The organism is Nocardioides solisilvae (assembly GCF_003194625.1).
Lineage (GTDB): Bacteria > Actinomycetota > Actinomycetes > Propionibacteriales > Nocardioidaceae > Nocardioides > Nocardioides solisilvae.
The window spans coordinates 208,482-233,411 of record NZ_QHKX01000002.1 but is presented as its reverse complement, the minus strand read 5'-3'; the positions used below and the strand labels follow the sequence as shown (position 1 = coordinate 233,411).

The window sequence follows — 24,930 nt, the reverse complement described above, 5'->3', positions numbered from 1 at the left end:
CGGGCGACCGCCCGCTGGCCGGCCAGGTGGCTCCGTGCCGGAGGGTTCAGATGAGGTAGAGCGTGACGGTCGACCCCTTGGGCACCATCTCGCCGGTGTCGGGATCGCTGGTCAGCACGAAGCCCAAGCCGATGTACTGCCCCGACTCCTCCACGAGGACCTCGAACCCGAGGGCCTCGAGCTCCTGCCGGGCGGCGTCCACGCCCTTGGCGATGACCCGGGGCATCTCCACCAGCTCGGGGCCGAGCGAGACGACGAGTCGCACGGTGTCGCCCTTGTAGAGCGTCGCCGTGGCCGGGTCCTGGCTGATCACGGTCCCCTCGGGCACCGTGTCGCTGTGCTCCTCGGCCTGCTCGACCACGAGCTTCTGGCGCTCCAGTGCCTGCACGGCGCGCTGCGCGCTCTGTCCGGTCCAGTCCGTGACCTCGCGGGGCTTGCGGCCCTTGCTCACCACGACGTCGACCGCCGCCCCCGGCTTGAGGACGGTGCCGGCGGCGGGGTCGGTCCCGATGACGGCCCCCTCGGGCACGTTCTCGCTCCAGCGGTCGACCCGCTCCCCGTAGGCGAGGTTGGTCCCGAGGATCGCGTCCTGCGCGGCGTCGAGCGGGGTCCCGGCCAGGTCGGGCACCTCGTAGCGCTCGGGTCCCTGGGAGAGCGCCAGCGTGACCGTCCCGCCGTCCAGGACCCGGCCGCCGGGCTCGGGGTCGGTGGAGACGACCTGCCCGGGCGGCACGGTCTCGGAGAACGCGGGGTCGCCGACCTCGGCGTCGAGCCCGGCCGACTCCAGGGTCGAGACGGCCTCGGCCTCGGTGAGGCCCAGCACCCCGGGGGTCGAGGTCCAGCGCGCGTAGCCGAACCACCAGGCGCCACCGCCGACCCCGGCCACCAGGAGCAGGGCGAGCAGCAGGAGGACCGGACCCCGCCAGCGCCGGCGCCGGGCGCCCTCGCGCCGGTCGTCGGCCCGCGGGGACGGCAGGCGGGGGATGGGGGAGGCCCCAGCCGCGTCGTCGGTGGTCCGGGCCGGGACCACCGGGTCGTCGGTGGGGACGGGCCCGGCGGTCGGCGCCGCGTCGAGGACGGCGAGGCCGGCCCCGGCCGGGGAGAGCGAGAGCTGGCGGGTGTGGTGCTCCTCGGCGTCCGCCGCCGACGGGGGCGCGGGGACCGCGGCCGGCGGGTCCTCCACCAGGTCCACGAAGCCGTCCCGGTCGGCCTCGACCTCCACCTCGAGAGGCGCGGCGGCGGGGGTCGGCCGCAGGTCGGCCTCGAGGTCGGGGTCGCTGGCGAGACCCTCGCGCAGGGCCTGGGCGACCCGGTGCACCTGGTGCAGCAGGACGCCGGCGTCGGCGGGCCGCTGGTCGCGGTCGCGCGCCGTGGCGCGGGCGACGAGCGCGTCGACGTACGACGGGATCCCCGGCACGCGGGCCGAGGGCGGCGGGACGTCCTCGTGCACGTGCTTGTAGGCGACCTGGATGGGGGAGTCGCCCTCGTGCGGCTTGTGGCCGGTGAGCAGCTCGTGGAGCACGACCCCGACGGCGTACACGTCGGCGCGGGGGTCGGCCTCGCCGTGCACGACCAGCTCGGGCGCGAGGTAGGAGACCGTGCCGATCAGGACCCCGGTGGCGGTGTGCTGGGTCTGGCCGCTGACCGCCTTGGCCAGGCCGAAGTCGGCCACCTTCACCTGCTCGGGCTCCCCGGGCCGTGGCTCGCCGATCAGGACGTTCTCCGGCTTGACGTCGCGGTGCACCAGGCCGGCGCGGTGGGCGGCCGCCAGCGCGGAGAGCACCGGCTCGAGGAGCTCGAGCGCGCGAGCCGGTCGCAGCGGCGCCTCGTCCCGGACCACGTCGCGCAGGGTCCGGCCGGGCACGTGCTCCATCGCCAGGAAGAGGGTGCCGTCGTCGTCGCCCTGGTCGTGGACGGCGACCACGTGCGGGTGGGAGAGCCGGGCAGCGGCCCTGGCCTCGCGCACGAACCGCGCCGCGAAGGCCTCGTCGTCACCCATCCCCGGGTGCATCACCTTGACCGCCACCGTGCGGTCCAGCCGCAGGTCGTGGGCCTCGTAGACGCCCGCCATCCCGCCGCGCGCGATCCGGCGGTCCAGGCGGTAGCGACCGTCCAGCACCCGCCCGACCAAGGGGTCGGCGGGCGCCTGCGCGGCGCGCCTGGAGGCTCGCTCGTCTGCCTGCACGGGGGACCTCCGTGTCACCGGATGGGGAAGGGTGCCTGCCGCCATCGTACGGACGTGGCCGGGAGCGTGCCCGGTGGCACGTCCCACGGCGTGGCGCCGGGGTGGCAGCATGGGCCCCATGAACGACGTACCGCTCGCCGAAGCCGACCTCGACGCCCTGGTGCCCGAGTGGGTGGACTGGGCGACCGCCGCGAAGATCCTCGGGGTCTCCGTCAGCCGCGTGCGCACCATGATCCGCGAGCACGAGCTGGCCGCCGCCGTGCCCCGGCCGGGTGCCGGCCAACAGGTCCCGGCCGGCTTCCTGCAGGACGGCCTCGTGGTCAAGGGGCTGCCGGGCCTGCTCACCGTCCTGCACGACGGCGGGTACGACGACCGCGAGTGCATCGCGTGGCTCCACACCGACCTGGACCTGCCGGGGCGACCGATCGACGCGCTGCGGGAGAACCGCGGCTCCGAGGTCAAGCGCCGCGCGCAGGCGATGGCGTTCTGACCCCCGCCGTCCGGCAGCCCGCCGAGGCGCTCGCGTCCTAGACGGAGCGCTGCGTGACGGCGGTCGCGAGGTCGCGCAGCACCGCGCACGCCGAGGGGTCGAGTCCCGTGGCGTCGAGGGCGGCCAAGGCCTCCTCGACCAGCCGCTCGATGAGCGCCTCGACCGACTCCCGGGCGCCCGACTCCTCGATGAGCGTGCGCAGGCGGTCCACGGCGGCCTCGTCCAGCGGGGTGCCGAGGGCGGCGTCGAGCTCGTCGGCGGCCGGGCCGCCGGCGGCCAGCGCCTTGGCGACCAGCACGGTCCGCTTGCCCTCGACGAGGTCGTCGCCGGCGGGCTTGCCGGTGACGTCCGGGTCCCCGAAGACGCCGAGGACGTCGTCGCGCAGCTGGAACGCCTCGCCGAGCGGGAGGCCGAAGGCGGTGAGCCGTTCCAGCACCTCGGGCGTCGCCCCCGCCAGCGCCGCACCGACGTGCAGGGGCCGCTCCACGGAGTACTTCGCCGACTTGTAGCGCAGCACCGTCATCGCCGTCTGCTCGTCCGCCCGGGCGCGAGCCTGCACCGACACGTCGAGGAACTGGCCCGCCACGACCTCGGAGCGGCAGAGGTCCAGGACCTCGAGCGCCGGCACGACCCGCTCCAGGGGGAGGCCGCAGCGCCGGAGGAGCTCGTCGGACCAGGAGAGCATGAGGTCGCCGAGCAGGATGGCCGCGGCCGCGCCGTACTGCTCGGGGTCGCCGCCCCAGCCGGCGGCGCGGTGCTCGGCCTCGAAGCCGCGGTGGGTGGCCGGACGGCCCCGGCGGGTGTCGGAGGCGTCCATCAGGTCGTCGTGGACCAAGGCGCTGGCGTGCAGCAGCTCCAGCGAGGCGCAGGCCCGGGCCAGGGCCCGCTCGTCGCCGGCCGCGGGGTCGACCGCGAGGTGGCCCCACCAGCAGAAGGCGGCCCGGAACCGCTTGCCCCCGGCGGTGGCCGCCCGCGCCTCGGCCAGCAGCCTGGCGGCGTCGGGGCCGAGCGGACGGAGCCGCTCCTCCTGGGCGTCGAGGAAGACGTCGAGCTCACGCTGGACCGCGTCCCGGAAGCCGCTCGGGTCCCAGCCGTCCCGCGGTCGTTCCGGCTGGCTGGTCGGGACGGAAGGCTGGGACACGCGGCCAGACTAGCCAGTGGACGCCCACGGACGTGGCCTCGGTCCCCTCCTAGGATCCGGGCATGCCTCCAGCCCGCCCCGACCGGATCGGCGACCTCCTGCGCGACGGGGGGCGCTCCTTCTCGTTCGAGTTCTTCCCCCCGCGCGACGCCGAGGGGGAGCAGGTGCTCTGGGCCTCGATCCGTGACCTCGAGCCGCTGAACCCGACCTTCGTCTCGGTCACCTACGGCGCCGGGGGCTCGACCCGCGACCGGACCGTGGCGATCACCGGCCGGATGGCCCGCGAGACCACCCTGCTGCCGATGGCGCACCTCACCTGCGTCGGCCACACCCGTGCGGAGATCGCCCGGGTCCTCGACGACCTCGCGGCGGCGGGGGTGCGCAACGTGCTCGCGCTGCGGGGCGACCCGCCCGCCGGCCCGGGCACTCCGTGGACCTCGACCGAGGGCGGGGTGGAGCACGCCGACGAGCTGGTCGCCCTGGTGCGGGGGACGACCGACCTGTGCGTCGGAGTCGCCGCCTTCCCGGAGGGGCACCGGGACGCGGAGAGCCTGGACGCCGACGCGAGGGTGCTCCGGGCCAAGTACGACGCCGGCGCGGAGTTCGCGATCACCGACATGGTGCTGCGCGCCTCCGACTACTTCGGGCTGGTGGAGCGGGCGCGTGCCCTCGGCGTCGACTTCCCGATCATCCCGGGCATCATGCCGATCCTGGGGCTCGGCTCGATGCGCCGGATGGTGGAGATGTCGGGCCGCGAGATGCCCGCCGAGGTCGAGGAGCGGATCGCCCCGCTGGCCGAGGACCCGGCGGCCGTGCGGGCCGAGGGGATCCGGATCGCGACCGAGCTCTGCGACGCGCTCCTGGCCGGCGGCGCGCCGGGGCTGCACTTCTACACGCTGAACAGGTCCCGCGCGACCCGCGAGATCTGGGAGGCGCTGCGCCTCGCGGTCTGACGCCGGCTCGCGGTCCCGGACCTCCGGACCGGTCGGCCCGGTAGCGTCTGGGGGCATGCCTCGCACCGTCACCGTCCTCGGCCACGGCTCGGCCCGGGCGGTCCCCGACTCCGCGGTGGTCCGGGTGGCCGCCGCCCACCGTGCCCCCACCGTCGCGCAGGCGGTCGCGGGCGTCGACTCGGCGGTCGCCGCCATCGGCCGCGTGGCGCGCGGACTCTCCGAGGTGACGACGGTGGCGACCACCGGCCTGTCGGTCTGGCCGTGGCGGGACGCCGGCGCGCCCGGGGCGCCGGAGCCCGAGGGATTCGAGGCCTCCCACCAGCTGCGGATCCGGTGCCCCAACCTCCCGGAGGCCTCCGCCCTCGTGGTGGGGCTGGCCGAGGAGGTGGGGGACAGGCTGCGGATCGAGGGGGTCCAGCTCGAGGTCTCCGACGAGACCGGGGCCCGCGACGCGGCCCGCGAGGCAGCCTGGTCCGACGCCCGGCGCCGTGCCACGCACCTGGCCGGCCTCGACGGGGCGACGCTGGGCGACCTGCTCGAGGTGGCCGAGGACGACGCCGGCGGCCCGGGGCCCGGGGTCTTCCTGGCCACCACGCTGGAGCCCGGCGAGACGACGATCACCGCCCGGGTGCGCGTCACCTGGCAGCTGCTCTGAGGGCGCCCGCGCCGAGGCGTCAGGCGGGCCCCAGCGCCTGGGCGACGAGCGCGGCGGAGAGGCCGACGAAGGGGATCCCGGAGCCGGGCGTGGCGTGCGCCCCGGCGGCGTAGACGCCCGGGACGGGGGTGGTGGGCCCCAGGCGCCGCCGCACGGTCGCACGCCCCTGCCACTGCACGCCGAGGGGCGAGCCGCCCCACTCCCGCCGCAGGGTCCCGGGGTCGCGGACCACGTGCTCGACGACGCGGTCCCGCACGTCGAGCCCGCGGTCGGCGAGGCGGGCGAGCACGTCCTGGCCGGGGGCGCCGCGGAGCTGGACGGTCCAGGACGCGGCGCCCTCGGGCGCGGTGCCCCACGGACGGACCACCGCGAGCGGGTCGGAGTGGCCGGCGTGCAGCACCAGGTCGTGCGCGAGGGGCGGCGGCTCGACGAGCCCGAGGTGGTGGAGGGTGGGCAGCGGGGCGGGCCGGGTCCGCCGGACGTGGCGGCGCAGGACCGGGAGGGTCCGGGGGTCGACCGCGCAGACCACCGCGTCCGCGTCCAGCTCGCCGACCGAGCTGGCGACCGCCACCGCCCGGCCGCCGCGGAGCACCACGTCGTGGGCGGTGGTGCCGGTGAGCACCTCGACCTTGCGCGTGGCCAGGCGCCGTGCCAGCGCCTCGCCCAGCGCCGCCGTGCCGTCGGCGACACGCCAGGCCCCGAACTTCTGCTCCACGTAGGAGACCGTGCCCGCCCAGGCCGGAACCCGGCGCGGGTCGTGCCCGTCCACGGCCAGGGGGTGGGCGGCGACCAGGCGCAGTCGCTCGTCGCCCAGCGTCCGGCGCAGCCGCCGGTCCAGCGACTCCCGGCGGCGCAGCAGCCCGACCGTCTTCCGGTCGGCGAGGCCCGGGTCCCAGGGGCGCTCGAGGTAGTCGCGACGCAGCAGCTCCCACTCGCGACCGAGCGCGTCGACGTACGCGGTCCAGCGGGCGCCGAGCCCCGGTCCGAGCGCCTCGAACGCCGCCTTCTGCGCCGCCCGCGACCCCCCGGTGAGCCGCAGCGACCCGCCGTCGCGGAAGCGGTGCTCGCGGATGACCTCGACCGGCACGAGCTCCAGCTCGCGCTCCAGCGGCCGGCCGGACTTGCGGAAGAGGTCGCGCAGGACCGCGGGCAGCAGCGTGGTGCCTGGCCCCGCGTCCCAGGTGTGGTCGCCCTGCCGGACGACCCCCAGGGCGCCGCCCGGGGCGGCGGCCCGCTCCAGCAGCACCACCCGGTGGCCCAGCTTGGCCAGCCGGGCCGCGGTGGCGCAGCCACCCAGCCCGCCCCCGATCACCACGACCCGCACGGCGTCAGGGGTGCCCGTCGGGGCGGTCGGGGTCGTCCTGCGTCCGCGCCTGGGCCGCGATCACCCGGGCGAGGGCCTCGGCGTCGCGGCCGACCACGGTGGTGCCGTCGTCGGCGGTGAGGATGGGGCGCTGCAGGGCCCGGGGGTGGGCGGCGAGGGCCTCGAGCCACCGGTGGCGGTGGGCGGCGTCGCGCGGCAGGTCGATGCCCGCCTCGCCGGCCTCGCGGGGACGGGCCAGGTGCCAGGGCTCGACGCCGAGGCGGGCCACCACGTCGGCGAGCTCCTCGACGCTCGGCGGGTCGTCGAGGTAGCGGCGCACGTCGGCGGTGAGGCCCGCGTCGGCGAGGGCGGCCGTCGCGGTCCGGCACTTGCTGCAGGCGGGGTTGAGCCAGATCTCCATCAGTCGACCTCGATCTCTCTCGCCCCCGTCATCGCCACCAGCTCCTCGAAGGTGGTGGAGTAGACGGCGGCGGGGTGGCCGGCCGCCGCCCAGACGGTCGGGTGCCGCCGCAGCCAGGTGTCGACGTACGTCGGCACGGGCGCCGGGTGGCCGAGCGGCGACACGCCGCCGATCACCTGCCCGGTGTGGGTGCGGACGAAGTCGGGCGTCGCCCGGGTGAGCCTCGGGACGCCGATCCGGGCCGCGGTGGCGGCCGTGTCGACGCGGTGCGCGCCTGACGTCAGGACCAGGACGGGGGAGCCGTCGGCGTCGAAGAGCAGGCTGTTGGCGATGGCGCCCACCTCGCAGCCCAGGGCTGCGGCGGCCAGCGCGGCGGTGTGGGCCGACTCGGGCAGGACCACCACGTCGCCGGTACCGTGGCGCCGCGCGTGCTCCTCGCGGAACGCCGTGATTGCTGCGTGCTCGGTCGCCACGGGTGCGACCCTAGCCAGTGCCACCCACGCTGCCCCCGGCAGCCCCGACCCCAGGGAGCTCCATGATCGTCCGGCCCCCCTCGGTGATCCTCGCCGCCCGCGTCGCCGTCGCGCTCCTCCTGGCCGCCGCGGTCACCACCGTGCTGACGTGGTGGCGCCGCGAGGACCTGCTGACCTCCTGGGCCGAGGGCAACGCGGGGGCGCGGGCGATCCTGGCCGAGGGCGGCCTGGCGGCGGTGGAGGAGACGCTGGCGGTGCCCGCCTTCGTGCCGGTGACGGTCACCTCGTTCGTCGTCCTGGTGATGCTCGTGGGCGTGCTGCTGGCCTTCTTCGTCGAGGGGTTCGGCTGGGCCCGGCTCGCGCTCGCGGTCATCGCGCTCTTCGGCGTCTTCCTCGCCGTCCTCTGCGTGGCCAGCGGGATCCCCACCCTCTTCGTGGTGATGTCGGTCGTCATGGTCCTGCTGTGCCTGGCGCTGCTGGTGCTGCTCTTCCACAAGGACACGAACCGGTACTTCCGGGAGGTCTGACCCCCGCGGCTCCTCGTCGTTGACCCGCTGTCGGTGGGTGGGTGTACCTTTGGCCTTGTTCGAACGCGTGTTCGAAGCGGCCTCCCGGTCCTGGCGCTCGTCGCCGTGCACGAGGAGGCCGTCGGAGGGGTCGAGGGAGCTTCTGAGGAGGAGCCATGCGGCGGTACGACGATCCCGTGGACGTGCGGAGGGGCCCGGTGCCGGGCGGCGGGGCCGAGGGGCCCGAGCAGTTCCTGTGGCGCGGTCGGCTGTGGAAGGTGCGGGCCGTGGTCGCGCACTGGGTGGAGGCGACCCCCTGGTGGCAGGGGTCGGGTGCCGCGGCCCTCGCCGCGGGTGACGTCCCGGCTCCCGGTGCGGGGGCGACCGACCTCCTCGCCGAGCGCGAGGTGTGGCGGGTCGAGGCCGGGCGGGGGGCCCTGCTCGGCTCGCCTGGCGGGGTCTTCGACCTCTCCTTCGACGCCGGTGCGGGTCGTTGGCAGCTCGTCGGGTGCGTGGACTGATGGCCGGCGCGAGCCGGACGGGCCCGGCCAACCCCCACCTGCTGCCCGCGACCACCCACTCCTACCTGGCCAGGGCAGCGGAGTCCCTCCAGGAGGCGATGCTGGCCCGGGACGTGCCGAGCCGCTACGCCTGCGCCCACGTCGCCGCCCTGCGCGCCGCCGCGGCCCTGCTGGCCGCCCGGGCGCACCCCGCCCCCGGCGGTCGCCGGCGGCAGAAGAACGCGTGGGTGCTGCTGGCCGAGGTGGCTCCCGAGCTCTCGGAGTGGGCGACCTTCTTCGCCGCCGGCGCGGGCAAGCGGGCCGCCGCGGAGGCGGGGTCCACCCGGGCGGTGAACGAGCGCGAGGCCGACGACCTCGTGCGCGACGCCGACCGGTTCCTGGCCGTCGTGGAGTCGACGCTGGGCCTGGTGCCGCACACCGCCGCCCCGGGGCGGCTGCTGACGGCGACCGGACCAGGCGGTCAGACCGGTGTCGCCTGATCCCTTCGCCCACCTCCACGTGGCCTCGGGCTACTCCCTGCAGCACGGCGCCTCGCACCCGTCCGCCCTGGTCGAGCGGGCCGCCGGGGCGGGGATGGACCTGCTCGCCCTCACGGACCGGGACGGCACCTACGGGGCCGTGAAGTTCGCCAAGGCGTGCGCGGCGGCGGGGATCAGCCCGGTGCTGGGGGTCGACCTCGCGGTGGAGCCGGGCCGTCCCGCGGCGCGGCCGTCGGCCTCCCGTCGCCGCACGCCGGTGCGGGGCGGGGCGTTCCGGGAGGAGACGCGGCCCCGGGTCACCCTGCTGGCCGAGGGGCGCGCCGGCTGGGCCGCGCTGTGCCGCCTGGTCTCCTCGGTGCACCTCGCGGGGGAGCGTGGCCGACCCGTCGCGACGACCGAGCTGCTGGCGCCGCACCTCGCCGAGGGGCACCTGCTGGTGCTCCTGGGCCCGACCTCCGAGCTGGGGACCACGGTCGCCCGGCACCGGGACGACCTGGCCCGCGAGGTCGTGGACTCCTGGCTGCGGCTGGTGCCCCGGGAGAACCTCCTCGTCGAGCTGGTCTCGCACCGCCGGGCCGGCACCCGGGAGGGCTGGGGGCCCGGGTCGACCCCGCACGCGGCCCGGATGGCAGGACTCTCCCGGGAGCTGGGCCTGCGTGCCGTCCTCACCAACGCCGTCCGGTACGCCGACCGCGCGGACGCGCCCACCGTGGACGTCCTGGACGCCGCTCGGCGCCTGGTCCCCCTCGACCCGCGGCACGTGGACCGGGGCAACGCCGAGGGCTTCCTCAAGTCCGGCCGCCAGATGCGGGAGGTGGCCGACGAGGTCTGCCGGGCGGCCGGGCTGGGAGAGCGCGAGGTCGCCCGGCTGCTCGCCGGCACCCGGGCGGTGGCCGAGAGGTGTGCGCTCGACCCCCGGGCGGACCTCGGGATCGGGGAGGTCCACTTCCCCGAGCTCGAGGTCTCCTCCGGGGCGGCGGTCCGGGTGCCCCGGCTCGTCGGGGAGACGGAGGCCGACGCGGTGCTGCGGGCGCGGTGCGAGGCAGGGATCGGCCGGCGCTACGGGAACGGCCCGCGCCAGCGCATCTGGAAGCGGCTCGACGACGAGCTCCGGGTCGTCGCCTCCCTGGGGTACGCCTCCTACTTCCTCACCGTCTCCGACGTCACCGACCTGGTCCGCGAGATGGGGGTGCGGTGCGCCGCCAGGGGGTCGGGAGCCGGGAGCCTCGTCAACTACCTGCTCGGGATCTCCGGCGTCGACCCGCTCCGGCACGACCTGCTGATGGAGCGGTTCCTCTCGCCGCTGCGCCAGTCGCTGCCCGACATCGACGTCGACGTGGAGTCGGCCCGCCGGCTCGAGGTCTACGAGGCGATCCTCGACCGGTACGGCGCCGAGCGCTGCGTGTGCGTGTCGATGATGGAGACCTACCGGGTCCGGCACGCCGTGCGCGACGTCGGTGCGGCGCTCGGGATGCCGCCCGGCGAGGTGGACGCCATCGCCAAGGCGTTCCCGCACGTGCGGGCCCGCGACGTGCGGCTGGCGTTGCGGGACCTCCCCGAGCTGCGGACCAGCGGCCTGGGGGAGGAGCGCCTGGACCTGCTCTTCTCCCTGGTGGAGCGGCTGGACGGGCTGCCCCGCCACGTCGCGGTGCACCCCTGCGGGGTGCTGCTCTCCGACACCACGCTGCTCGACCGGACCCCGGTCGAGGCCAGCCACGCGGGGTTCCCCATGAGCCAGTTCGACAAGGACGACGTCGAGGACCTCGGTCTCCTCAAGCTGGACGTGCTGGGGATCCGCATGCAGTCGGCGATGGCCCACGCCGTGGCCGAGATCGAGCGGGTCGACGGGGTCGCGGTGGACCTCGACGACGAGGAGCAGGTCCCCTTCGACGACCCGGCCACCTACGAGCTGGTCAGCTCGGCCAGGACCCTCGGGATCTTCCAGATCGAGTCCCCGGGCCAGCGGGAGCTGGTGGGCAAGTCCGGGATCGACTCCTTCGAGGAGATCATCACCGACATCTCGCTCTTCCGGCCGGGTCCGGTCAAGAGCGACATGATCACCCCCTACCTCGAGGCGAAGCAGGGGTGGCGGCCGGCCACCTACCTGCACCCCGACCTGGTGCCGATCCTGGCTCCCACCCACGGCGTCGTGGTCTTCCACGAGCAGGTCATCGAGATGATCGCCTGCTTCGGCGGGGTCTCCTTCGCCGAGGCCGACGAGCGGCGCCGGGCCCTGGGCGACGTGGAGGGCATGGCGCGGACCCGGGAGTGGTTCGAGCCCACCGCGGTCGCCCGTGGCTACCCGCCCGAGGTGGTCGCGCGGGTGTGGGAGGTGCTGCAGGCCTTCGCCTCGTTCGGCTTCTGCAAGGCGCACGCCGCGGCCTTCGCCCTCCCCACCTTCCAGTCCGCCTGGCTCAAGACGCACTGGCCGGCGCACTTCCTGGCCGGGGTGCTCACCCACGACCCGGGCATGTACCCGAAGCGGTTCATCCTCGACGACGCCCGGCAGTTCGGGATCGGGATCCGGGGCCTGGACGTCGACCGCTCCGAGTGCCACTACGCCGTGGAGCGGTCTCCCCGGGACGAGGCCGGCTACGCGATCCGGCTGGCGCTCTCCGAGGTGAAGGGAATCAGCGAGGCGGAGGCGGCGAGGGTCGTGGCGGCCCGGCCCTTCGCCTCGGTCACCGACTTCTGGCACCGGGCCGCCGTCTCCAGGCCCGTGGTCGAGCGGCTGGTGCTCGCCGGCGGCTTCGACCGCATCCACCGGATCGAGGACTCCGACGAGGCGGTCCGGTCCCGGGACCGACCCACCCGGCGCGACCTGCTCCTCCAGGTGGCCGAGCTCGACCGCCACGGCCGTGCGCTCCAGCGGTCCGCCCGAGGGCGGGGCCGCGGTCTGGCCGGCCGCCCCGTGGCCGACCGTGCGGCCGGCCGCGCGGGCCTGGCCGCCTCCCGCAACAGCAGCGACCCCAGCGCCCGCCAGGGCGTCTGGCAGCAGGCCTCCGCCCAGTCCAGGACGCCACGCCCCGTGCGGGTGGACTCGGTCCAGCTCGCCCTCGGCCTGGGTGACGAGCCGGTCGCGGAGCAGGTCTCCGGGCTGCCGGAGCTCACCTCGGCCGAGCGGGTGGCCGCCGAGCTGGAGATCCTCGGGCTGGACGTCAGCCGGCACGTGGTCGACGACCACGCCGAGCTCCTCGGGGCCCTGGGGGTGGTCCGGAGCCGGGACCTCCTGGCCTGCCGCAGCAAGGCGGAGGTCCTGGTGGCGGGGGTGAAGGTCGCCACCCAGACCCCGCCGGTCCGGTCGGGCCGCCGGGTGGTCTTCCTGACCCTCGACGACTCGACCGGGCCGGTGGACGCCACCTTCTTCGAGGACGCCCAGGGGCCCTACGCCGCCACGGTCTTCGGCTCCTGGCTGCTGCTGGTGCGGGGGGAGCTGCGTCGCACCGGTCCCCGGGGGGTCTCCGTGCGTGCCACGGGCGCCTGGTCCCTGCCCGACCTGCAGGGTCTCTGGCGGGGGGCGGACTCCGCCGAGGAGGGCCTGGCCAGGGTGCGCGAGGTGCTGGCGCGACGACCGGGCGCCACGGCCGAGCCGGCCCACCGGCGGGTGCTGGTGCACAGCAGCGGGTACCGGATGTCGCCCTACGCCGACATCAAGCCGGCGGGTGAGGACGCCGCCAGCGCGGGGGCCCTCAGCAGGGCCCTCGACCCGGCCGCCGGCGGGGCGCCCGCGCGGGCCCTGTGGCACCGGAGCCCCGGGAGCCCGGGGTGAGCGCCGCGGCCCAGGTCCTAGGGTGTTCCCCATGCCAGCGAGCGAGCGGACCGACCGACCCAGCGCACGACGCCACGCAGCACGCTCGTCGGTGGTCTGGGACGCGCTGGAGCCCCTCTTCCCCGAGGGCGGGGGCCTCGAGGTCCTCGACATCGGCGGTGGCACGGGCGGCTTCGCGGTCCGGGTCGCCGAGCGAGGTCACCGGGTCACCGTCGTCGACCCCAGTCCCGACGCGCTCGCGGCCCTGGACCGTCGCGCCCGGGAGCGGGAGGTCACCGTCACCGGTCGGCAGGGCGAGCTGTCCACCCTCCTGGAGACCATCGGCCCGGCGAGCACCGACGTGGTGCTCTGCCACGGGGTGCTGGAGGTCGTGGAGGACGCCGGGTCGGCCATGTCCGTCCTCGCCCAGGTGCTCCGACCGTCGGGCAGCCTCAGCCTCCTCGTCGCCCAGCGCCACGCGGCCGTGGTGGCCCGCGCCATGGCCGGCCACTTCGAGCAGGCCCGTGCCCTGCTCGACTCGACCGACCACGGGCGCGGAGGCCGTCGCTTCACCCACGACGAGCTCCTCGGGCTGGTGGCCGGTGCCGGTCTCCGTCCCGGGGTCGTGCACGCGGTCAGGGTCTTCGCCGACCTCGTCCCGGGCTCGCTGCTCGACCTCGAGCCCGGCGGTGCGGCGGCGCTGGTGGAGCTCGAGCGGGCCGTCGCGGAGCGCCCCGAGTACCGCCCCCTGGCGGCCCAGCTGCACGTGGTCGCCACCCGCTGACCGCTGCCTGGGGGGCCCGCGATGAGGGCCGTGCCGTCGATCCTGCACGTCGACATGGACGCCTTCTACGCGTCGGTGGCGGTGCGGGACAGGCCCGACCTCGCCGAGGTCCCGGTCATCGTCGGCGGCGGGAGCAGGGGAGTGGTCCTCTCGGCCAACTACCTCGCCCGCAGCCACGGCGTCCGTTCCGCCCTGCCCATGACCCGGGCGCGGCGGATGTGTCCCGACGCCGTGGTGCTGGCTCCTGACTTCGAGGCGTTCGGCCGGGTCTCCGCCGCCGTCATGGAGAACTTCCGCAGCATCACCCCGCTCGTCGAGGTGATGAGCCTGGACGAGGCGTTCCTCGACGTCTCGGGTGCGGCGCGACGCCTCGGCAGCCCGCGCGAGGTCGCGGAGCGGCTCCGGGCCACGATCCACGACGAGCAGCGGATCACCTGCTCGGTGGGGATCGCCGCCTCGCCCACCGTCGCCAAGCTGGCGAGCCGACGGGCCAAGCCCGACGGCGTGCTCGAGGTCGCCCCCGGGGAGGTCGTCTCGTTCCTCCACCCCCTCGACGTGGGCGAGCTGTGGGGGGTGGGGGAGAAGACCCGGGCCATGCTGCACCGGCTGGGGCTGCACACGGTCGCCGACCTCGCGCACACGCCGGTGCGCACCCTGCAGCGGGCGGTGGGGCCGGGACTGGGGGCCCAGCTCCACGAGATGGCGTGGGGGGTGGACCGGCGCCGGCTCGTCGCCCGCCGGGGGGCCGACGAGCCAGACCGCTCGATGGGGGCCGACGAGACCTTCTCGCGGGACACCGACGACCGGGAACAGGTCGTCCGCGAGCTGCTTCGGCTCTCGGCTCGGGTGACCGGACGGATGCGGACGGCCGGCGTGGCCGGGCGCACCGTGACGCTGAAGGTCCGGTTCGCGGACTTCACGACCCTCACCCGGTCCCGGACCCTGCCCGAGGCCACCGACGTCACCGTCGAGGTCTACCGGACGGCGGTCCGGCTCTTCGACGGCCTGGGGCTCCAGCGTGCCCGGCTCCGCCTGGTCGGGGTCAGGGTCGAGGGCCTGGTGCCGCGCGAGCGCGTGCAGCGCCAGCTCGTCCTGGGCGAGCGCGACGAGGGGTGGGAGGCCGCCGACCGGGCGGTCGACGCGGCCGCGCGTCGGTTCGGCTCGGGGGCGGTGCGGCCCGCCACGCTGCTCGGGTGAGCCCCCGCCCGGCCGGGACACGCCGGGACGAGGCGAAAGTGCCACCCCGGCCGCCGACCTATTTTTCCCCTGCGGCTACCGTGATGGACAAGCGCTGCCTAGACTTGACGTTGCGGATGTGCCGCGCATCACACCGGTCGGGAGGAAACGTGCCGCTCTCGGAAGAAGAGCTGCGACTGCTCGAGCAGATGGAGCGTGCTCTCGTCGAAGAAGACCCCAAGTTCGCCCACACGTTGCGGGGGACGGCCTTCCAGCGAGCCGCTCGACGTCGTGCCGTGCTCGGTGGCGTGGTCTTCGCCGCCGGTGTCGCCATCATGATGACGGGGGCGATCGCCTCCCTGCCGGTGGTCGGGGTCGTGGGCTTCGTGGTGATGCTCGCCTCCGCCACCGTGGTCGTGACCTCGCTCCGCCACCCCCACAAGGCGGCCGAGCCCATCCCCTTCAAGGACGCCCCGCAGGGCTTCAGCGTGATCGAGGGCGGCCGCAAGGGTCGCCGTCCCCGCTCCCAGGCCCGCTCCTCACACTCCTTCATGGAGCGGATGGAGGAGCGCTGGCGCCGGCGTCGCGAGGGCGGCGGGTTCTGACGTCCCGACCCGGGTCTCCGGTCCCGGGTCGACCGGTCGACCCTGTCCCCACCTGGCCGACCGTGGTCTGACGGCGTCCACCTGACCGACCAGGTCGACCTCAGTTCACCTGACCGACCAGGCCGGCCTCAGTCCACGTGGTCGACCAGGCCGGTGCGACCCGCCGACGTCAGCGGCGCCGGGCGCTCGACCGGGCGACGGAACAGCGAGGCCGGCCACCACGTCGCCCCGCGGACGCGCCGGGGTCCGGCCCCGGCGGTGATCGCCGCGCGGCAGGTGGCGAGGTCGCGCAGCCACGACTTCTCCCTGGCCGGGACGGCGCCCGGCCTCCCGTAGCGGGAGAGCTCGAGCACCCGGGCCAGTCGCCGCAGGGCCGCGTCGGCGCCGGGGTTGAGCGTCGGCGCACCGTCGTCGACCTCCTCGGGGTGCTCGGTGCCGAACCACCCCGCCACGAGGTCCGCGGTCGCGCGCGGGGAGCGTCCCGCGGGCCACGGGAGGCCGTGGTCGAGACAGTGGTCCCGCAGCTCTGCCCAGAGGCTCTCGACGTCGCCGCGCTCCTCCCGGCGCTCGCGGCGGCGTCGGCGCACCAGGCGCGGAGCGAGCGCGAGCCCCACGACCAGGGTGAGCAGGGCGACGGAGCCCAGCAGGCCCCGCCACGGCACGCCCCCGTCCGCCTCGTCCGCGTCCAGGGCGGTCTCCGGCGCGACGTCCTCGCGACGCTCGCGCGGGACCTGCTCCTCGCTGGCCCGCGGCACGGACGGCTGCTCGGCCTCCTCGACCGTGGGGAGCTGTCCCGTCGTCCAGCCCGGGGCCTGCCGCGCCCGGTCGGGCGGGGTCGGCTCGAAGCGCACCCAGCCGGACCCGGGGAAGAAGAGCTCGGGCCAGGCGTGCAGGTCGTGCGAGGAGAACTCCCAGCGGCCCGGCCCCACCTCGGTCGGCTCGAGGAAGCCGACGGCGACCCGCGAGGGGATGTCGTGGACCCGTGCCATCAGGGCCATCGCCGCCGCGAACTGCTCGCAGTAGCCCTCGCGACCACCCTCGTCCAGGAACGCCTCGAGCTCGCTGCTGCCGACGGCGTCCACCTGCGCGAGGCTGTAGGAGAACTCGGTGCGGAACCACTCCTGCAGGGCGCGAGCCTTCCGGAAGCGGGAGGGCTCCTCGCCCGCGACGGACTGGGCGAGGGTGCGGACGACCGACGGCAGGTCGCTCGGCAGCCGGACCATGTCGCTGCCCACCTGCGAGACCCCGGAGGACGCGTCGTCGAGGGCTGCCACGTCGTACGCGAGCTGCACCCCCCGCATCGTCCACTCCAGGCCGGCCACCGTCGCGTCGTCGTCCCCGGCGATGAAGTCCATGGTGGCGCGGTCGTAGCGCCAGTCGCCGGGGGCCTCGATCCGGGACACGTGCTCCACCGTGGGGAGCCACTGCGAGTCCAGGCCGCCGGTCGCGCGGAACTCGTAGCGCGACTCGCTGCGGTCGAGGTCGGAGGAGACCCCCAGCAGCGGCGGCATGTCACCGTCGGCGAGCTGGTCGGCGGGCACCTGGCGGTCGCCGCTGCTCCACTCCTCCCCGTTGAACCGGGTGAGCACCGAGAGCTTGACGTAGGTGGGTCGCTCGCCCCGGGTGGTCACCTCGAGCAGCGGCACGTCGGCCCCGCGGGCGAGGTCGCGCCGCATGTCCACGAGCGGGTTCTGGATCGAGATCCCGTCTCCGCCGCCGCCGCTGCCCGGGCCGTCCCAGATGGCGAGGTCGAGCGTGGGGACCAGGGCGGGAAGGGCGACGGCGACCAGGGTCGTGCCGGCCCCGATCGCCACCGCCGAGGAGCGGAGCGGCCCCGCCCGACCGGCCAGGGGACGGTCGCGCGGGTCGTCCTGGGCCCCGGTCGCACCGCGCCCCCACCTGGTCACGGCGTCCTCCTGCTGCAGGAACAGGAGCGTGAGGAACGAGACGGCGACGAACGCGAAGGACCACCACGGCACGGCGTCGTCGACGAAGGTGACGGGGACGCTGTAGAGCGCGAGCAGCAGCAGGCCCGAGGTGCCGACCAGCCGCAGGGAGACGGCGACGAGGTCGACGAGCACCAGGGCGGCCGCGCCAGCCAGCAGGACCAGCGGGGAGAGCGAGGGAGCCTCCGCGGGGACCGGTGCCACGTAGCGGTTGGCGGTCGCCACGGCGTCCCGCACCGCCTCGGCGAAGGCCGCGGAGGCCGAGGACGTCGGCAGCGGGGAGCCGGTCACGACGAGCAGCAGGAGGGAGCCCACGACGACCACCTGCGCGAGCGCGACGAGCAGGGCGGGAGCCGCGAGCCAGCGCAGGAGCGCCCCCGTGGCGGCACACGCGGCGCCGAGCAGGAGCAGCGGGCGCAGGAAGTCGGCCTCCACCGAGAGCGCCTCCCAGGTCCCGACGACGGCCCACACCGTCAGCGCCGCGACGGCCGAGACGAGCAGGCCCTGCGGCAGCGATCCGCGCATCCCGGTCACGACCCCACCCGGGTGGCACCCGTGGCGGAGGGGGCGGCACCCGCCCCCCGGGCCGCCTGGCTGCCCAGCTCCTGCCAGACCGCGTCCAGCCGGTCGGCGGGCCCCAGCGGGGCCGCGCGCCAGCCCGACGCGGAGAGGACGGCGCGGGACTCCGTCGCGACCGCCGGGAGGTGGGGCGCCCACGCGTCGACGTCCAGGGCCAGGGCCAGGGCGGTGCCGGCGTGGTGGTGCAGCCGCGTCATGAAGGGCTGGTCGGCGGGCTGCAGGGCGCCGACGACGGCGACCACCAGGCCCTGGCCGGCCTCGGCCATCCAGCGCGAGTCCATGAGGGGACGGGCCTCGAGCTCGACCACGGCGAGCGCCTCGAGGAGCGGGCCCGTGTTGGCCCGGGCGTCGCGGGCGTGCCACGCCGTGCCCGGGTCCTCGCCGGCCGCCGTCACCAGGCGCACGGCGTAGCCACGGCTGGCCAGGTGGACCGCCACCGAGGCGGCCGCGGAGACCGCGGTCTCGAGCGAGGAGGCGGCGCCCTGGCCCCGGTGCGCCCCGACCCGGTTGTCGAGCACCACCGTGGCGCGGGACTGCCACGGCTGCTCCTCGCGGCGCACCATCAGCTCGCCCATGCGCGCCGAGCTGCGCCAGTGCACCCGTCGCAGGTCGTCCCCCCGGCGGTAGTCGCGGACCGTCACGTCCTCGGCGCTGCCCGTCGCGAAGGAGCGCGGCCGGTTGTCGCCGGCGCCCGACCAGGCGCCGCCCAGGGGGATGGGGGGCAGGGGAGTGGTGCGCGGCGTCACGGTCAGCGGCGCGGTGGTGTGGAAGGCACGCCCGAGCTCGACCAGGCCGAACGGGTCGGCGACGCGGATCGTCATCGGGCCCACCTCGTGGTGGCCGCGCACCTCGGAGCGGAGCCGGTAGGTGACCCGGCGCTGCCACCCGTGGCCGATCCCCTCGAGCACGAACCGGGGCCGGGCCCCGAGGCTGTAGGGGACGTGCTCCTCGAGCATCAGGACACCCGTGGGGGTGCGGCCCTCGTTGGTCAGGGTGAGGGAGACGGTGGCCGTCTGGCCGGCCGCCACCAGACGGGGCGAGACCTCGCGGTGCAGCGCCAGGCGGTAGCGCGAGCGGGCCAGGAAGAGCGCGGAGGCCAGCGGCAGGAGGAGCACCAGCAGGCCCACCCGGACCAGCGCCGACTGGCCCAGGACCACCGCGCACGCGACGGCCGTGAGGCCGCCGGCGAGGAAGGCGCGGCCGCGCAGGGTCAGCGCGCCGAGCGCCTCACGCACGTCGGGCCTCACGCACGGCCGGGCTCCGGGACGGGCACGCCCTCGAGCAGGTCGGCCAGCACCGCCTGGCTGGTGCGGCCGGTCATCGCCGCCTCGACGGTGGGCAGCAGCCGGTGGGCGAGCACCGGCTCGGCCAGGCGCTGCAGGTCGTCGGGGAGCACGTAGTCGCGCCCGGCCAGGGCGGCGACGGCCTTGCCGGCGCGGACCAGGTGCAGCGTGGCACGGGGGGAGGCACCGAGGTTGAGCTCGCGGGAGTGCCGGGTCGCGGTCGTCAGCGCGACCGCGTACTGCCTGACCGCGTCGGAGACGTGCACCTGCCCGACGATGTCGACGAGCTTGCGCAGCGCCCCCGCGTCGGTGACCGGCTCGAGGTCGTCGAGCGGGTTGCGCGAGGTGTGCGAGTCGAGCATCGCGATCTCGGCGGACTCGACGGGGTAGCCGACGGAGACCCGCGCCATGAAGCGGTCGCGCTGGGCCTCGGGCAGCGCGTAGGTGCCCTCCATCTCGATGGGGTTCTGCGTCGCGATCACCATGAAGGGCGACTCGAGGTGGTAGGTCGTGTTGTCCACGGTGACCTGCCGCTCCTCCATGCACTCGAGCAGCGCGGACTGGGTCTTCGGCGACGCCCGGTTGATCTCGTCGCCGACCACGATGTTGGCGAAGATGCCGCCGGGCCGGAACTCGAACTGGCGGGTCTCCTGGTTGAAGACCGAGACCCCGGTGACGTCGGAGGGCAGCAGGTCGGGGGTGAACTGGATCCGGCGGACGGTGCAGTCGATGCTCCGCGCCAGCGCCTTGCTCAGCATCGTCTTGCCGACGCCCGGGACGTCCTCGATCAGCAGATGGCCCTCCGCCAGCAGGACGACCAGGGCGGCGTTCACGACGTCCGGCTTGCCCTCGATGACCCGTTCCACGTTCTCCCGCACCCGGGTGGTGACCCGGTGGAGGGTGTCCAGGTCTGCCCCGCCGGCCGCAGGCACGCTCACGCTCGTCTTCCCCTCGTCGGGACGCGATCGGGTGCCGCGTCGTTCCGTGGACGTCCACGGTAGTCGACCCGTGGGGGGCCGGACCGGTCGTCGACGTGCGCGCCGGGGTCCCTCCGGGGTCCCTCCGGGGTCCCTCCACCTTCCTCCACCGGAGGCATGGCTTCCTCCACCAGCGCTCCACCCGCGCTCCCCACGACCCTCCGCACGCCGTCGCGGGCCCCGTCGTACGCCGCTGAACTGCGGGTTCGCCTCACGAACGCTCCCCGGGGCGGCGGGCGACGGTCGAGGAGCGTCGGGGTCCCGTGCCGGGCAGCCGCGTGAAAAAAGCGGCGCGACATCATCGATCTTGGTCGAGAGTGGTGAATCGTGGGGTACTGTGGTGGAAAGTGGTGGAAGGGTCGACACAGGGGGTGCCCGGATGTTCTTCGGGACCTACACGCCCAAGCTCGACGACAAGGGCCGGCTCTTCCTCCCCGCGAAGTTCAGGGACCAGCTGACGGAGGGGCTCGTGGTGACCAGGGGGCAGGAGCGCTGCTTGACGATCTGGTCGCTGGAGGACTTCGGCCGGCTCACCGAGCGCCTGGCCCAGGCCCCGGTGACCAACAAGGGCACCCGTGACTACGTCCGCATGCTCTTCGCGGCCGCCAGCCAGGAGGTGCCCGACAAGCAGGGCCGGATCTCCATCCCGCCGGTCCTGCGGGAGTACGCGTCGCTCTCCAAGGACGTCGTGGTGATCGGCTCGATGAACCGCATCGAGATCTGGGACCCGGCCTCGTGGGCGAGCTACAGCGAGGAGCAGGAGCAGGTCTTCTCCGACCTCAGCGACGAGGTCTTCCCGGGGATCTGAGCCACCCGCCCCACCGACGGCACCGCAGCACCGCAGCACCGCAGCACCGCAGCACCGCACCACCGCAGCACCACAGCACAACTCCACAGCGACGGCGCAGGGCCAGGTCTCGTGCCCGCTCCCTCACACCTTCTGGGGTCACTTCCCCGGCACCAGACGGTCTCCCTCTGAGGTCACTTCCCCGACCTCAGACGGCCTTCCCCGACGGGAGCGGGCAGGGACCTGACCACTGCGGCGCCGCAGCAGGACCAGCAGCAGCAGACGAGCAGCAACCAGCAGCAACCAGCCAGGCCGGCACCGCCGGGTCGAGCACGTGAAGGGTCGGGACGATGCAGAGGACGCACGCAGGCACCGCCGCCGCGACGCGGCCGCTGCGGGTGCGCGAGCAGGCCCGGGAGGCGCTCGCGGTGATGGCCTTCTCGGCCGTCGCGTCGGGTGCCGTCGTGGTCGCCCTCCTGGTGCTGATGGCGATGGGCGAGTAGGGCGGACATGGCGAACCCCCGGCACGTCCCGGTCCTGCTGGACCGGGTCGTCGCGCTCCTGGCACCCGCGCTCGAACGCCCCGACGCCGTGCTCGTCGACTGCACCCTCGGCCTCGGCGGCCACACCGAGGCCGTGCTCGAGCGGCTCGGCTCGACGCGCGTGATCGGGATCGACCGCGACCCCGAGGCGCTGCGCCGCGCCGGCGAGCGCCTGGCCTCCTTCGGCGACCGCTTCACGGGCGTCCACGCCACCTACGACGAGATCGGCGAGGTGGTCGCCGCCCAGGGGCTCGACCACGTCGACGCGGTCCTCTTCGACCTCGGCGTCTCCTCCATGCAGCTCGACGTCCGCGAGCGCGGCTTCGCCTACGCCGAGGACGCCCCGCTCGACATGCGGATGGACGGCACCGCCGGGCAGACCGCCGCCGACGTGCTCAACACCTACCCGGCGGGGGAGCTCACGCGCGTGCTCAAGGAGTACGGCGAGGAGAAGTTCGCGCGCAAGATCGCCGCTGCCGTCGTGCGGGAGCGGGAGCGGGAGCCGTTCACCCGCTCCGGCCGCCTCGTCGAGCTGCTGTACGCCGAGATCCCCGCGCCCGCCCGGCGGACCGGGGGACACCCCGCGAAGCGCACCTTCCAGGCGCTGCGGATGGAGGTCAACGACGAGCTCGGGGTGCTGCGCCGGGCCCTGCCGGCGGCGCTGGCCGTCGTCGGCGTCGGCGGCCGCGTGGTCGTGGAGTCCTACCACTCGCTGGAGGACCGGATGGTCAAGCGCGCCTTCGCCGAGGTGACGCGCCTCGACGTCCCCGACGACCTGCCCTTCGTGCCCGAGGGCGCCGAGCCGCCGATGCGCCTGGTGACCCGGGGGGCCGAGGTGGCCGACGAGCAGGAGATCGCCCAGAACCCGCGCGCGGCCTCGGTCCGCCTGCGAGCCGTCGAACGAGTCCGACCCGACCGAGGAGCAGCCCGATGAGCAGTCCCGCAGTCCAGATCCGCTCCCGCGTCGCCTCCCTCGGCGAGGCCGCCGTCACCCGGGCGCGCCTCACGGTGGTGCCCCAGACGCGCAGGCGGCCGGCGGCCCGTGTGCCGTTCGTCTTCCTCGTCTCGGTGGTGCTGCTCACCGGCGTGATCGGCCTCCTGATGTTCAACACCTCCATGCAGCAGGCCTCCTTCACCGCCACCCGCCTGGAGCAGCAGGCCGCGACGATGGCCGCTCGCGAGCAGGTGCTGCGGATGGAGCTCGACGACCTGCGCGACCCCCAGCGGGTCGCGCTCCGGGCCCAGCAGATGGGCATGGTGATCCCCTCGACGCCGGTCTTCCTCTCCCTCGAGGGGGAGGTGATCGGGGAGCCCACCCCCGCCACGCCGGAGGACGGCGTGCGGATCCTGCCCCGCCCCGAGGGACTCCCCGCCGACCTCCGTCCGACCGTCGACGTCGTCGAGGTCCCGCCCGCCCCGTGACCTGCCTCCCGCCCTCCGGCGGGACGAGCCGGGCACGAGGCCGCCACAGCCGGGCCCGCGGTCGCAGGAGTCGCCGCGACACGGCTCCCGCCTGGCCGGAACGGCCGCCCGGGACAGGTATCAATGTCGGAGCAGTCGTCGAGAAGGAGTGCCACCGTGCCCACCACCCCCGGTCCGTCCCCGGCCCCGCGCCGGAGCCCCCGGGCCGGACGCCTGGGCCGTCGCGGCTCGCCGATGCTGCGGCTGCGGTTCGGGTTCCTCCTGATCGCGATGGTGCTGTCGGTCTTCGGCGGTCGCCTGGTGCAGCTGCAGGGCATCGACCCGCGCTCCTACGCGCAGATGGCCGCGGCCGAGGGGGTGGAGGACGTCGTCCTCCCCGCCACCCGGGGCGAGATCGTCGACCGGACCGGCGCGCCGCTGGCCGGCTCGGTCGCCGGGCGGATGGTGGTCGCCGACCCGAAGATGACGGCGGACGACGCGCCCGCGCTGGCCACCCTGCTGAGCACCGAGCTGGGGGTCGACTACTTCGCGCTGCTGGAGAAGCTGCGCGAGGAGGGGAGCCGGTTCGAGTACGTCGCCCGGCGGGTGCCCGCGACCGAGGCCGACCGGGTGCTCGAGCTGGTCGCCGACGAGGGCTTCGCGGGGATCTCGCTGCGTGACGACCCGGTCCGCGACTACCCCGCGGGGGACGTGGCCGCCAACCTCGTCGGCTTCATGGGGGTCGACGAGCCGCTCGGCGGCCTCGAGCGCACCTTCGACGCCCAGCTCTCCGGCACCGACGGGCACGCCCGCTACACCGTGGGCAGCGGGCACCGGGTCCCGCTGGGGGAGCGGTCGGTGACGAAGCCGCAGGACGGCGAGACGCTGCGCACCACCCTCGACCTCGACCTCCAGTGGTTCGTGCAGAAGGTGCTGGCGGAGCAGGTGCAGAAGTACCGCGCGGCCAGCGGCGCGGCCGTGGTGATGGACTCCCGCTCCGGCCACCTGCTCGCCGTCGCCGACGTGCCGACGTTCGACGCCAACGACCCGCAGGCGAGCCCCGAGGAGGACCTAGGCTCGCGTGCCTTCAGCGACGTCTTCGAGCCGGGCTCCGTCCAGAAGGTGCTCACCGCCGCGGCCCTGGTCGACGCCGGCAAGGTGACGGCACGGACCCGGATCAAGGTCCCCGACCGCCTCGCTCGGCAGGACCGGGCCATCAACGACTGGTGGGACCACGGCACGATCCGCCTCACGATGGCGGGGGTGATCGCGAAGTCGTCCAACATCGGCACTGTCCTCGCGGCCGACGCGCTGGCCATCCCCGAGCTGGTGGGCTACCTGAACCGCTTCGGTCTCGGCCGCCCGACGGGCGTCGGCGTGCGCGGGGAGACCGGCGGCCTGCTCAAGTCGGGCGACGTGATGACGTCGCAGGAGAAGGACCGCGTCGCCTTCGGGCAGTCCCTCTCGGTCAACGCCGTGCAGATGACCGCGGCGGTCAACACCATCGCCAACGACGGGGTGCGGGTCTCCCCGAGCCTGGTCCAGGGGACCGCCACGGCCGACGACGGCAGCGTCGTGGGCACCGACGTGGCCACCCGCGAGCGGGTGGTGAGCACACGGGCCGCCCGGCAGACCGCCAAGATGATGGAGCGGGTGGTCGACCCCGAGGCCGGAGTGGCGCCCAGCGCGCAGGTCGCGGGCTACCGGGTGGCCGGCAAGACCGGCACCGCCCAGCGGGTCGACCCCGAGTGCGCCTGCTACGACGGCTCGTTCTCCCTCTCCTTCGGGGGCTTCGCCCCGGCGGACGACCCGCGGTTCACCGTCTACGTGGTCATCCACGACCCGGGCGTCGACGGCGGCGGCGGCTCCGTGGCCGGCCCGGTCTTCAGCCGGGTGATGGGCCACGTGCTGACCAAGTACCGCGTGCCTCCGACCGGCTCCGCGCCGTCGCGGCTGCCGGTGGAATGGTGACCCC

23 protein-coding genes are annotated in these 24,930 nt (G+C 75.3%); 15 read left to right on the top strand and 8 right to left on the bottom strand.

The window, feature by feature from the left end:
• Positions 1-46: 46 nt before the first annotated feature.
• Positions 47-2,185 carry a Stk1 family PASTA domain-containing Ser/Thr kinase gene (pknB, locus tag DNK53_RS07070; RefSeq protein ID WP_239456402.1) on the bottom strand — a complete coding sequence of 713 codons (2,139 nt, stop codon included), beginning with the start codon at positions 2,183-2,185 and terminating at the stop codon, positions 47-49.
• A 118-nt stretch (positions 2,186-2,303) separates the two neighbouring features.
• Between pknB and DNK53_RS07065 the strand changes: the two genes are divergently transcribed.
• Positions 2,304-2,675, top strand: coding sequence for an Rv2175c family DNA-binding protein (locus tag DNK53_RS07065; protein WP_110182362.1), 372 nt, complete (start codon positions 2,304-2,306; stop codon positions 2,673-2,675).
• 37 nt (positions 2,676-2,712) lie between these two features.
• On the opposite strand, the gene DNK53_RS07060 is transcribed toward DNK53_RS07065, so the two are convergent.
• On the bottom strand, positions 2,713-3,816 hold the full coding sequence (locus DNK53_RS07060; protein WP_110181617.1) for a polyprenyl synthetase family protein: 1,104 nt from the start codon (positions 3,814-3,816) through the stop codon (positions 2,713-2,715).
• Between the two features lie 62 nt (positions 3,817-3,878).
• Between DNK53_RS07060 and metF the strand changes: the two genes are divergently transcribed.
• A complete protein-coding gene (gene metF / locus DNK53_RS07055; RefSeq protein ID WP_110181616.1) occupies positions 3,879-4,769 on the top strand; it encodes a methylenetetrahydrofolate reductase [NAD(P)H] in 891 nt (296 codons plus the stop codon).
• A 55-nt stretch (positions 4,770-4,824) separates the two neighbouring features.
• Positions 4,825-5,424 (top strand): SIMPL domain-containing protein, encoded by a 600-nt coding sequence (locus DNK53_RS07050; RefSeq protein WP_110181615.1) that lies wholly within the window; start codon positions 4,825-4,827, stop codon positions 5,422-5,424.
• A 19-nt stretch (positions 5,425-5,443) separates the two neighbouring features.
• Here DNK53_RS07050 and DNK53_RS07045 read toward each other — a convergent pair whose 3' ends face one another.
• Genes DNK53_RS07045 through DNK53_RS07035 form a run of 3 tightly spaced genes read right to left on the bottom strand, consistent with a single transcriptional unit; the run spans position 5,444 to position 7,621 of the window.
• Positions 5,444-6,748, bottom strand: coding sequence for a phytoene desaturase family protein (locus DNK53_RS07045; protein WP_110181614.1), 1,305 nt, complete (start codon positions 6,746-6,748; stop codon positions 5,444-5,446).
• 4 nt (positions 6,749-6,752) lie between these two features.
• Complete coding sequence (locus tag DNK53_RS07040; protein WP_110181613.1) at positions 6,753-7,148, bottom strand: ArsC/Spx/MgsR family protein; 396 nt, start codon at positions 7,146-7,148, stop codon at positions 6,753-6,755.
• Positions 7,148-7,621: a YbaK/EbsC family protein gene (locus DNK53_RS07035; RefSeq protein ID WP_110181612.1), complete on the bottom strand. Its 474-nt coding sequence runs from the start codon at positions 7,619-7,621 to the stop codon at positions 7,148-7,150. Before DNK53_RS07035 ends, DNK53_RS07040 begins: the two co-directional genes overlap by 1 nt.
• 62 nt (positions 7,622-7,683) lie before the next feature.
• Here DNK53_RS07035 and DNK53_RS07030 point away from each other — a divergent pair, with 62 nt between their 5' ends.
• From DNK53_RS07030 to DNK53_RS07000, 7 genes are all read left to right on the top strand, one after another.
• Positions 7,684-8,148, top strand: a complete 465-nt coding sequence (locus DNK53_RS07030) for a hypothetical protein (RefSeq protein WP_110181611.1) — start codon at positions 7,684-7,686, stop codon at positions 8,146-8,148.
• 155 nt (positions 8,149-8,303) lie between these two features.
• Positions 8,304-8,648, top strand: coding sequence for a DUF6504 family protein (locus DNK53_RS07025; protein ID WP_110181610.1), 345 nt, complete (start codon positions 8,304-8,306; stop codon positions 8,646-8,648).
• Complete coding sequence (locus DNK53_RS07020; RefSeq protein WP_110181609.1) at positions 8,648-9,127, top strand: SAV_6107 family HEPN domain-containing protein; 480 nt, start codon at positions 8,648-8,650, stop codon at positions 9,125-9,127. Before DNK53_RS07025 ends, DNK53_RS07020 begins: the two co-directional genes overlap by 1 nt.
• Positions 9,117-12,896, top strand: coding sequence for a DNA polymerase III subunit alpha (locus DNK53_RS07015; RefSeq protein WP_110181608.1), 3,780 nt, complete (start codon positions 9,117-9,119; stop codon positions 12,894-12,896). The genes DNK53_RS07020 and DNK53_RS07015 overlap by 11 nt, the downstream gene beginning before the upstream one ends.
• A gap of 31 nt (positions 12,897-12,927) precedes the next feature.
• Positions 12,928-13,659 (top strand): class I SAM-dependent methyltransferase, encoded by a 732-nt coding sequence (locus DNK53_RS07010; protein ID WP_110182361.1) that lies wholly within the window; start codon positions 12,928-12,930, stop codon positions 13,657-13,659.
• 21 nt (positions 13,660-13,680) lie between these two features.
• Complete coding sequence (dinB, locus tag DNK53_RS07005; protein ID WP_110181607.1) at positions 13,681-14,856, top strand: DNA polymerase IV; 1,176 nt, start codon at positions 13,681-13,683, stop codon at positions 14,854-14,856.
• A gap of 149 nt (positions 14,857-15,005) precedes the next feature.
• On the top strand, positions 15,006-15,440 hold the full coding sequence (locus DNK53_RS07000) for a DUF3040 domain-containing protein (protein ID WP_110181606.1): 435 nt from the start codon (positions 15,006-15,008) through the stop codon (positions 15,438-15,440).
• 128 nt (positions 15,441-15,568) lie between these two features.
• Here DNK53_RS07000 and DNK53_RS06995 read toward each other — a convergent pair whose 3' ends face one another.
• From DNK53_RS06995 to DNK53_RS06985, 3 genes are read right to left on the bottom strand one after another with little or no spacing between them, the layout of a single operon-like run.
• Positions 15,569-17,911: a transglutaminase TgpA family protein gene (locus DNK53_RS06995; RefSeq protein WP_239456488.1), complete on the bottom strand. Its 2,343-nt coding sequence runs from the start codon at positions 17,909-17,911 to the stop codon at positions 15,569-15,571.
• A 5-nt stretch (positions 17,912-17,916) separates the two neighbouring features.
• Complete coding sequence (locus DNK53_RS18320) at positions 17,917-19,200, bottom strand: DUF58 domain-containing protein (protein ID WP_110182360.1); 1,284 nt, start codon at positions 19,198-19,200, stop codon at positions 17,917-17,919.
• 8 nt (positions 19,201-19,208) lie between these two features.
• Positions 19,209-20,186 carry an AAA family ATPase gene (locus DNK53_RS06985; protein WP_110181604.1) on the bottom strand — a complete coding sequence of 326 codons (978 nt, stop codon included), beginning with the start codon at positions 20,184-20,186 and terminating at the stop codon, positions 19,209-19,211.
• A gap of 418 nt (positions 20,187-20,604) precedes the next feature.
• Here DNK53_RS06985 and mraZ point away from each other — a divergent pair, with 418 nt between their 5' ends.
• The 5 genes from mraZ to DNK53_RS06965 all read left to right on the top strand — a co-directional run bounded on the left by mraZ (position 20,605) and on the right by DNK53_RS06965 (position 24,926).
• Positions 20,605-21,033 carry a division/cell wall cluster transcriptional repressor MraZ gene (mraZ, locus tag DNK53_RS06980; protein ID WP_110181603.1) on the top strand — a complete coding sequence of 143 codons (429 nt, stop codon included), beginning with the start codon at positions 20,605-20,607 and terminating at the stop codon, positions 21,031-21,033.
• Between the two features lie 329 nt (positions 21,034-21,362).
• On the top strand, positions 21,363-21,515 hold the full coding sequence (locus tag DNK53_RS17440; RefSeq protein ID WP_162599824.1) for a hypothetical protein: 153 nt from the start codon (positions 21,363-21,365) through the stop codon (positions 21,513-21,515).
• Between the two features lie 7 nt (positions 21,516-21,522).
• Positions 21,523-22,488, top strand: coding sequence for a 16S rRNA (cytosine(1402)-N(4))-methyltransferase RsmH (rsmH, locus tag DNK53_RS06975; protein ID WP_110181602.1), 966 nt, complete (start codon positions 21,523-21,525; stop codon positions 22,486-22,488).
• Positions 22,485-22,976, top strand: a complete 492-nt coding sequence (gene ftsL / locus DNK53_RS06970) for a cell division protein FtsL (RefSeq protein WP_110181601.1) — start codon at positions 22,485-22,487, stop codon at positions 22,974-22,976. Before rsmH ends, ftsL begins: the two co-directional genes overlap by 4 nt.
• A gap of 156 nt (positions 22,977-23,132) precedes the next feature.
• Positions 23,133-24,926: a peptidoglycan D,D-transpeptidase FtsI family protein gene (locus DNK53_RS06965; protein ID WP_239456401.1), complete on the top strand. Its 1,794-nt coding sequence runs from the start codon at positions 23,133-23,135 to the stop codon at positions 24,924-24,926.
• Positions 24,927-24,930: the final 4 nt, after the last annotated feature.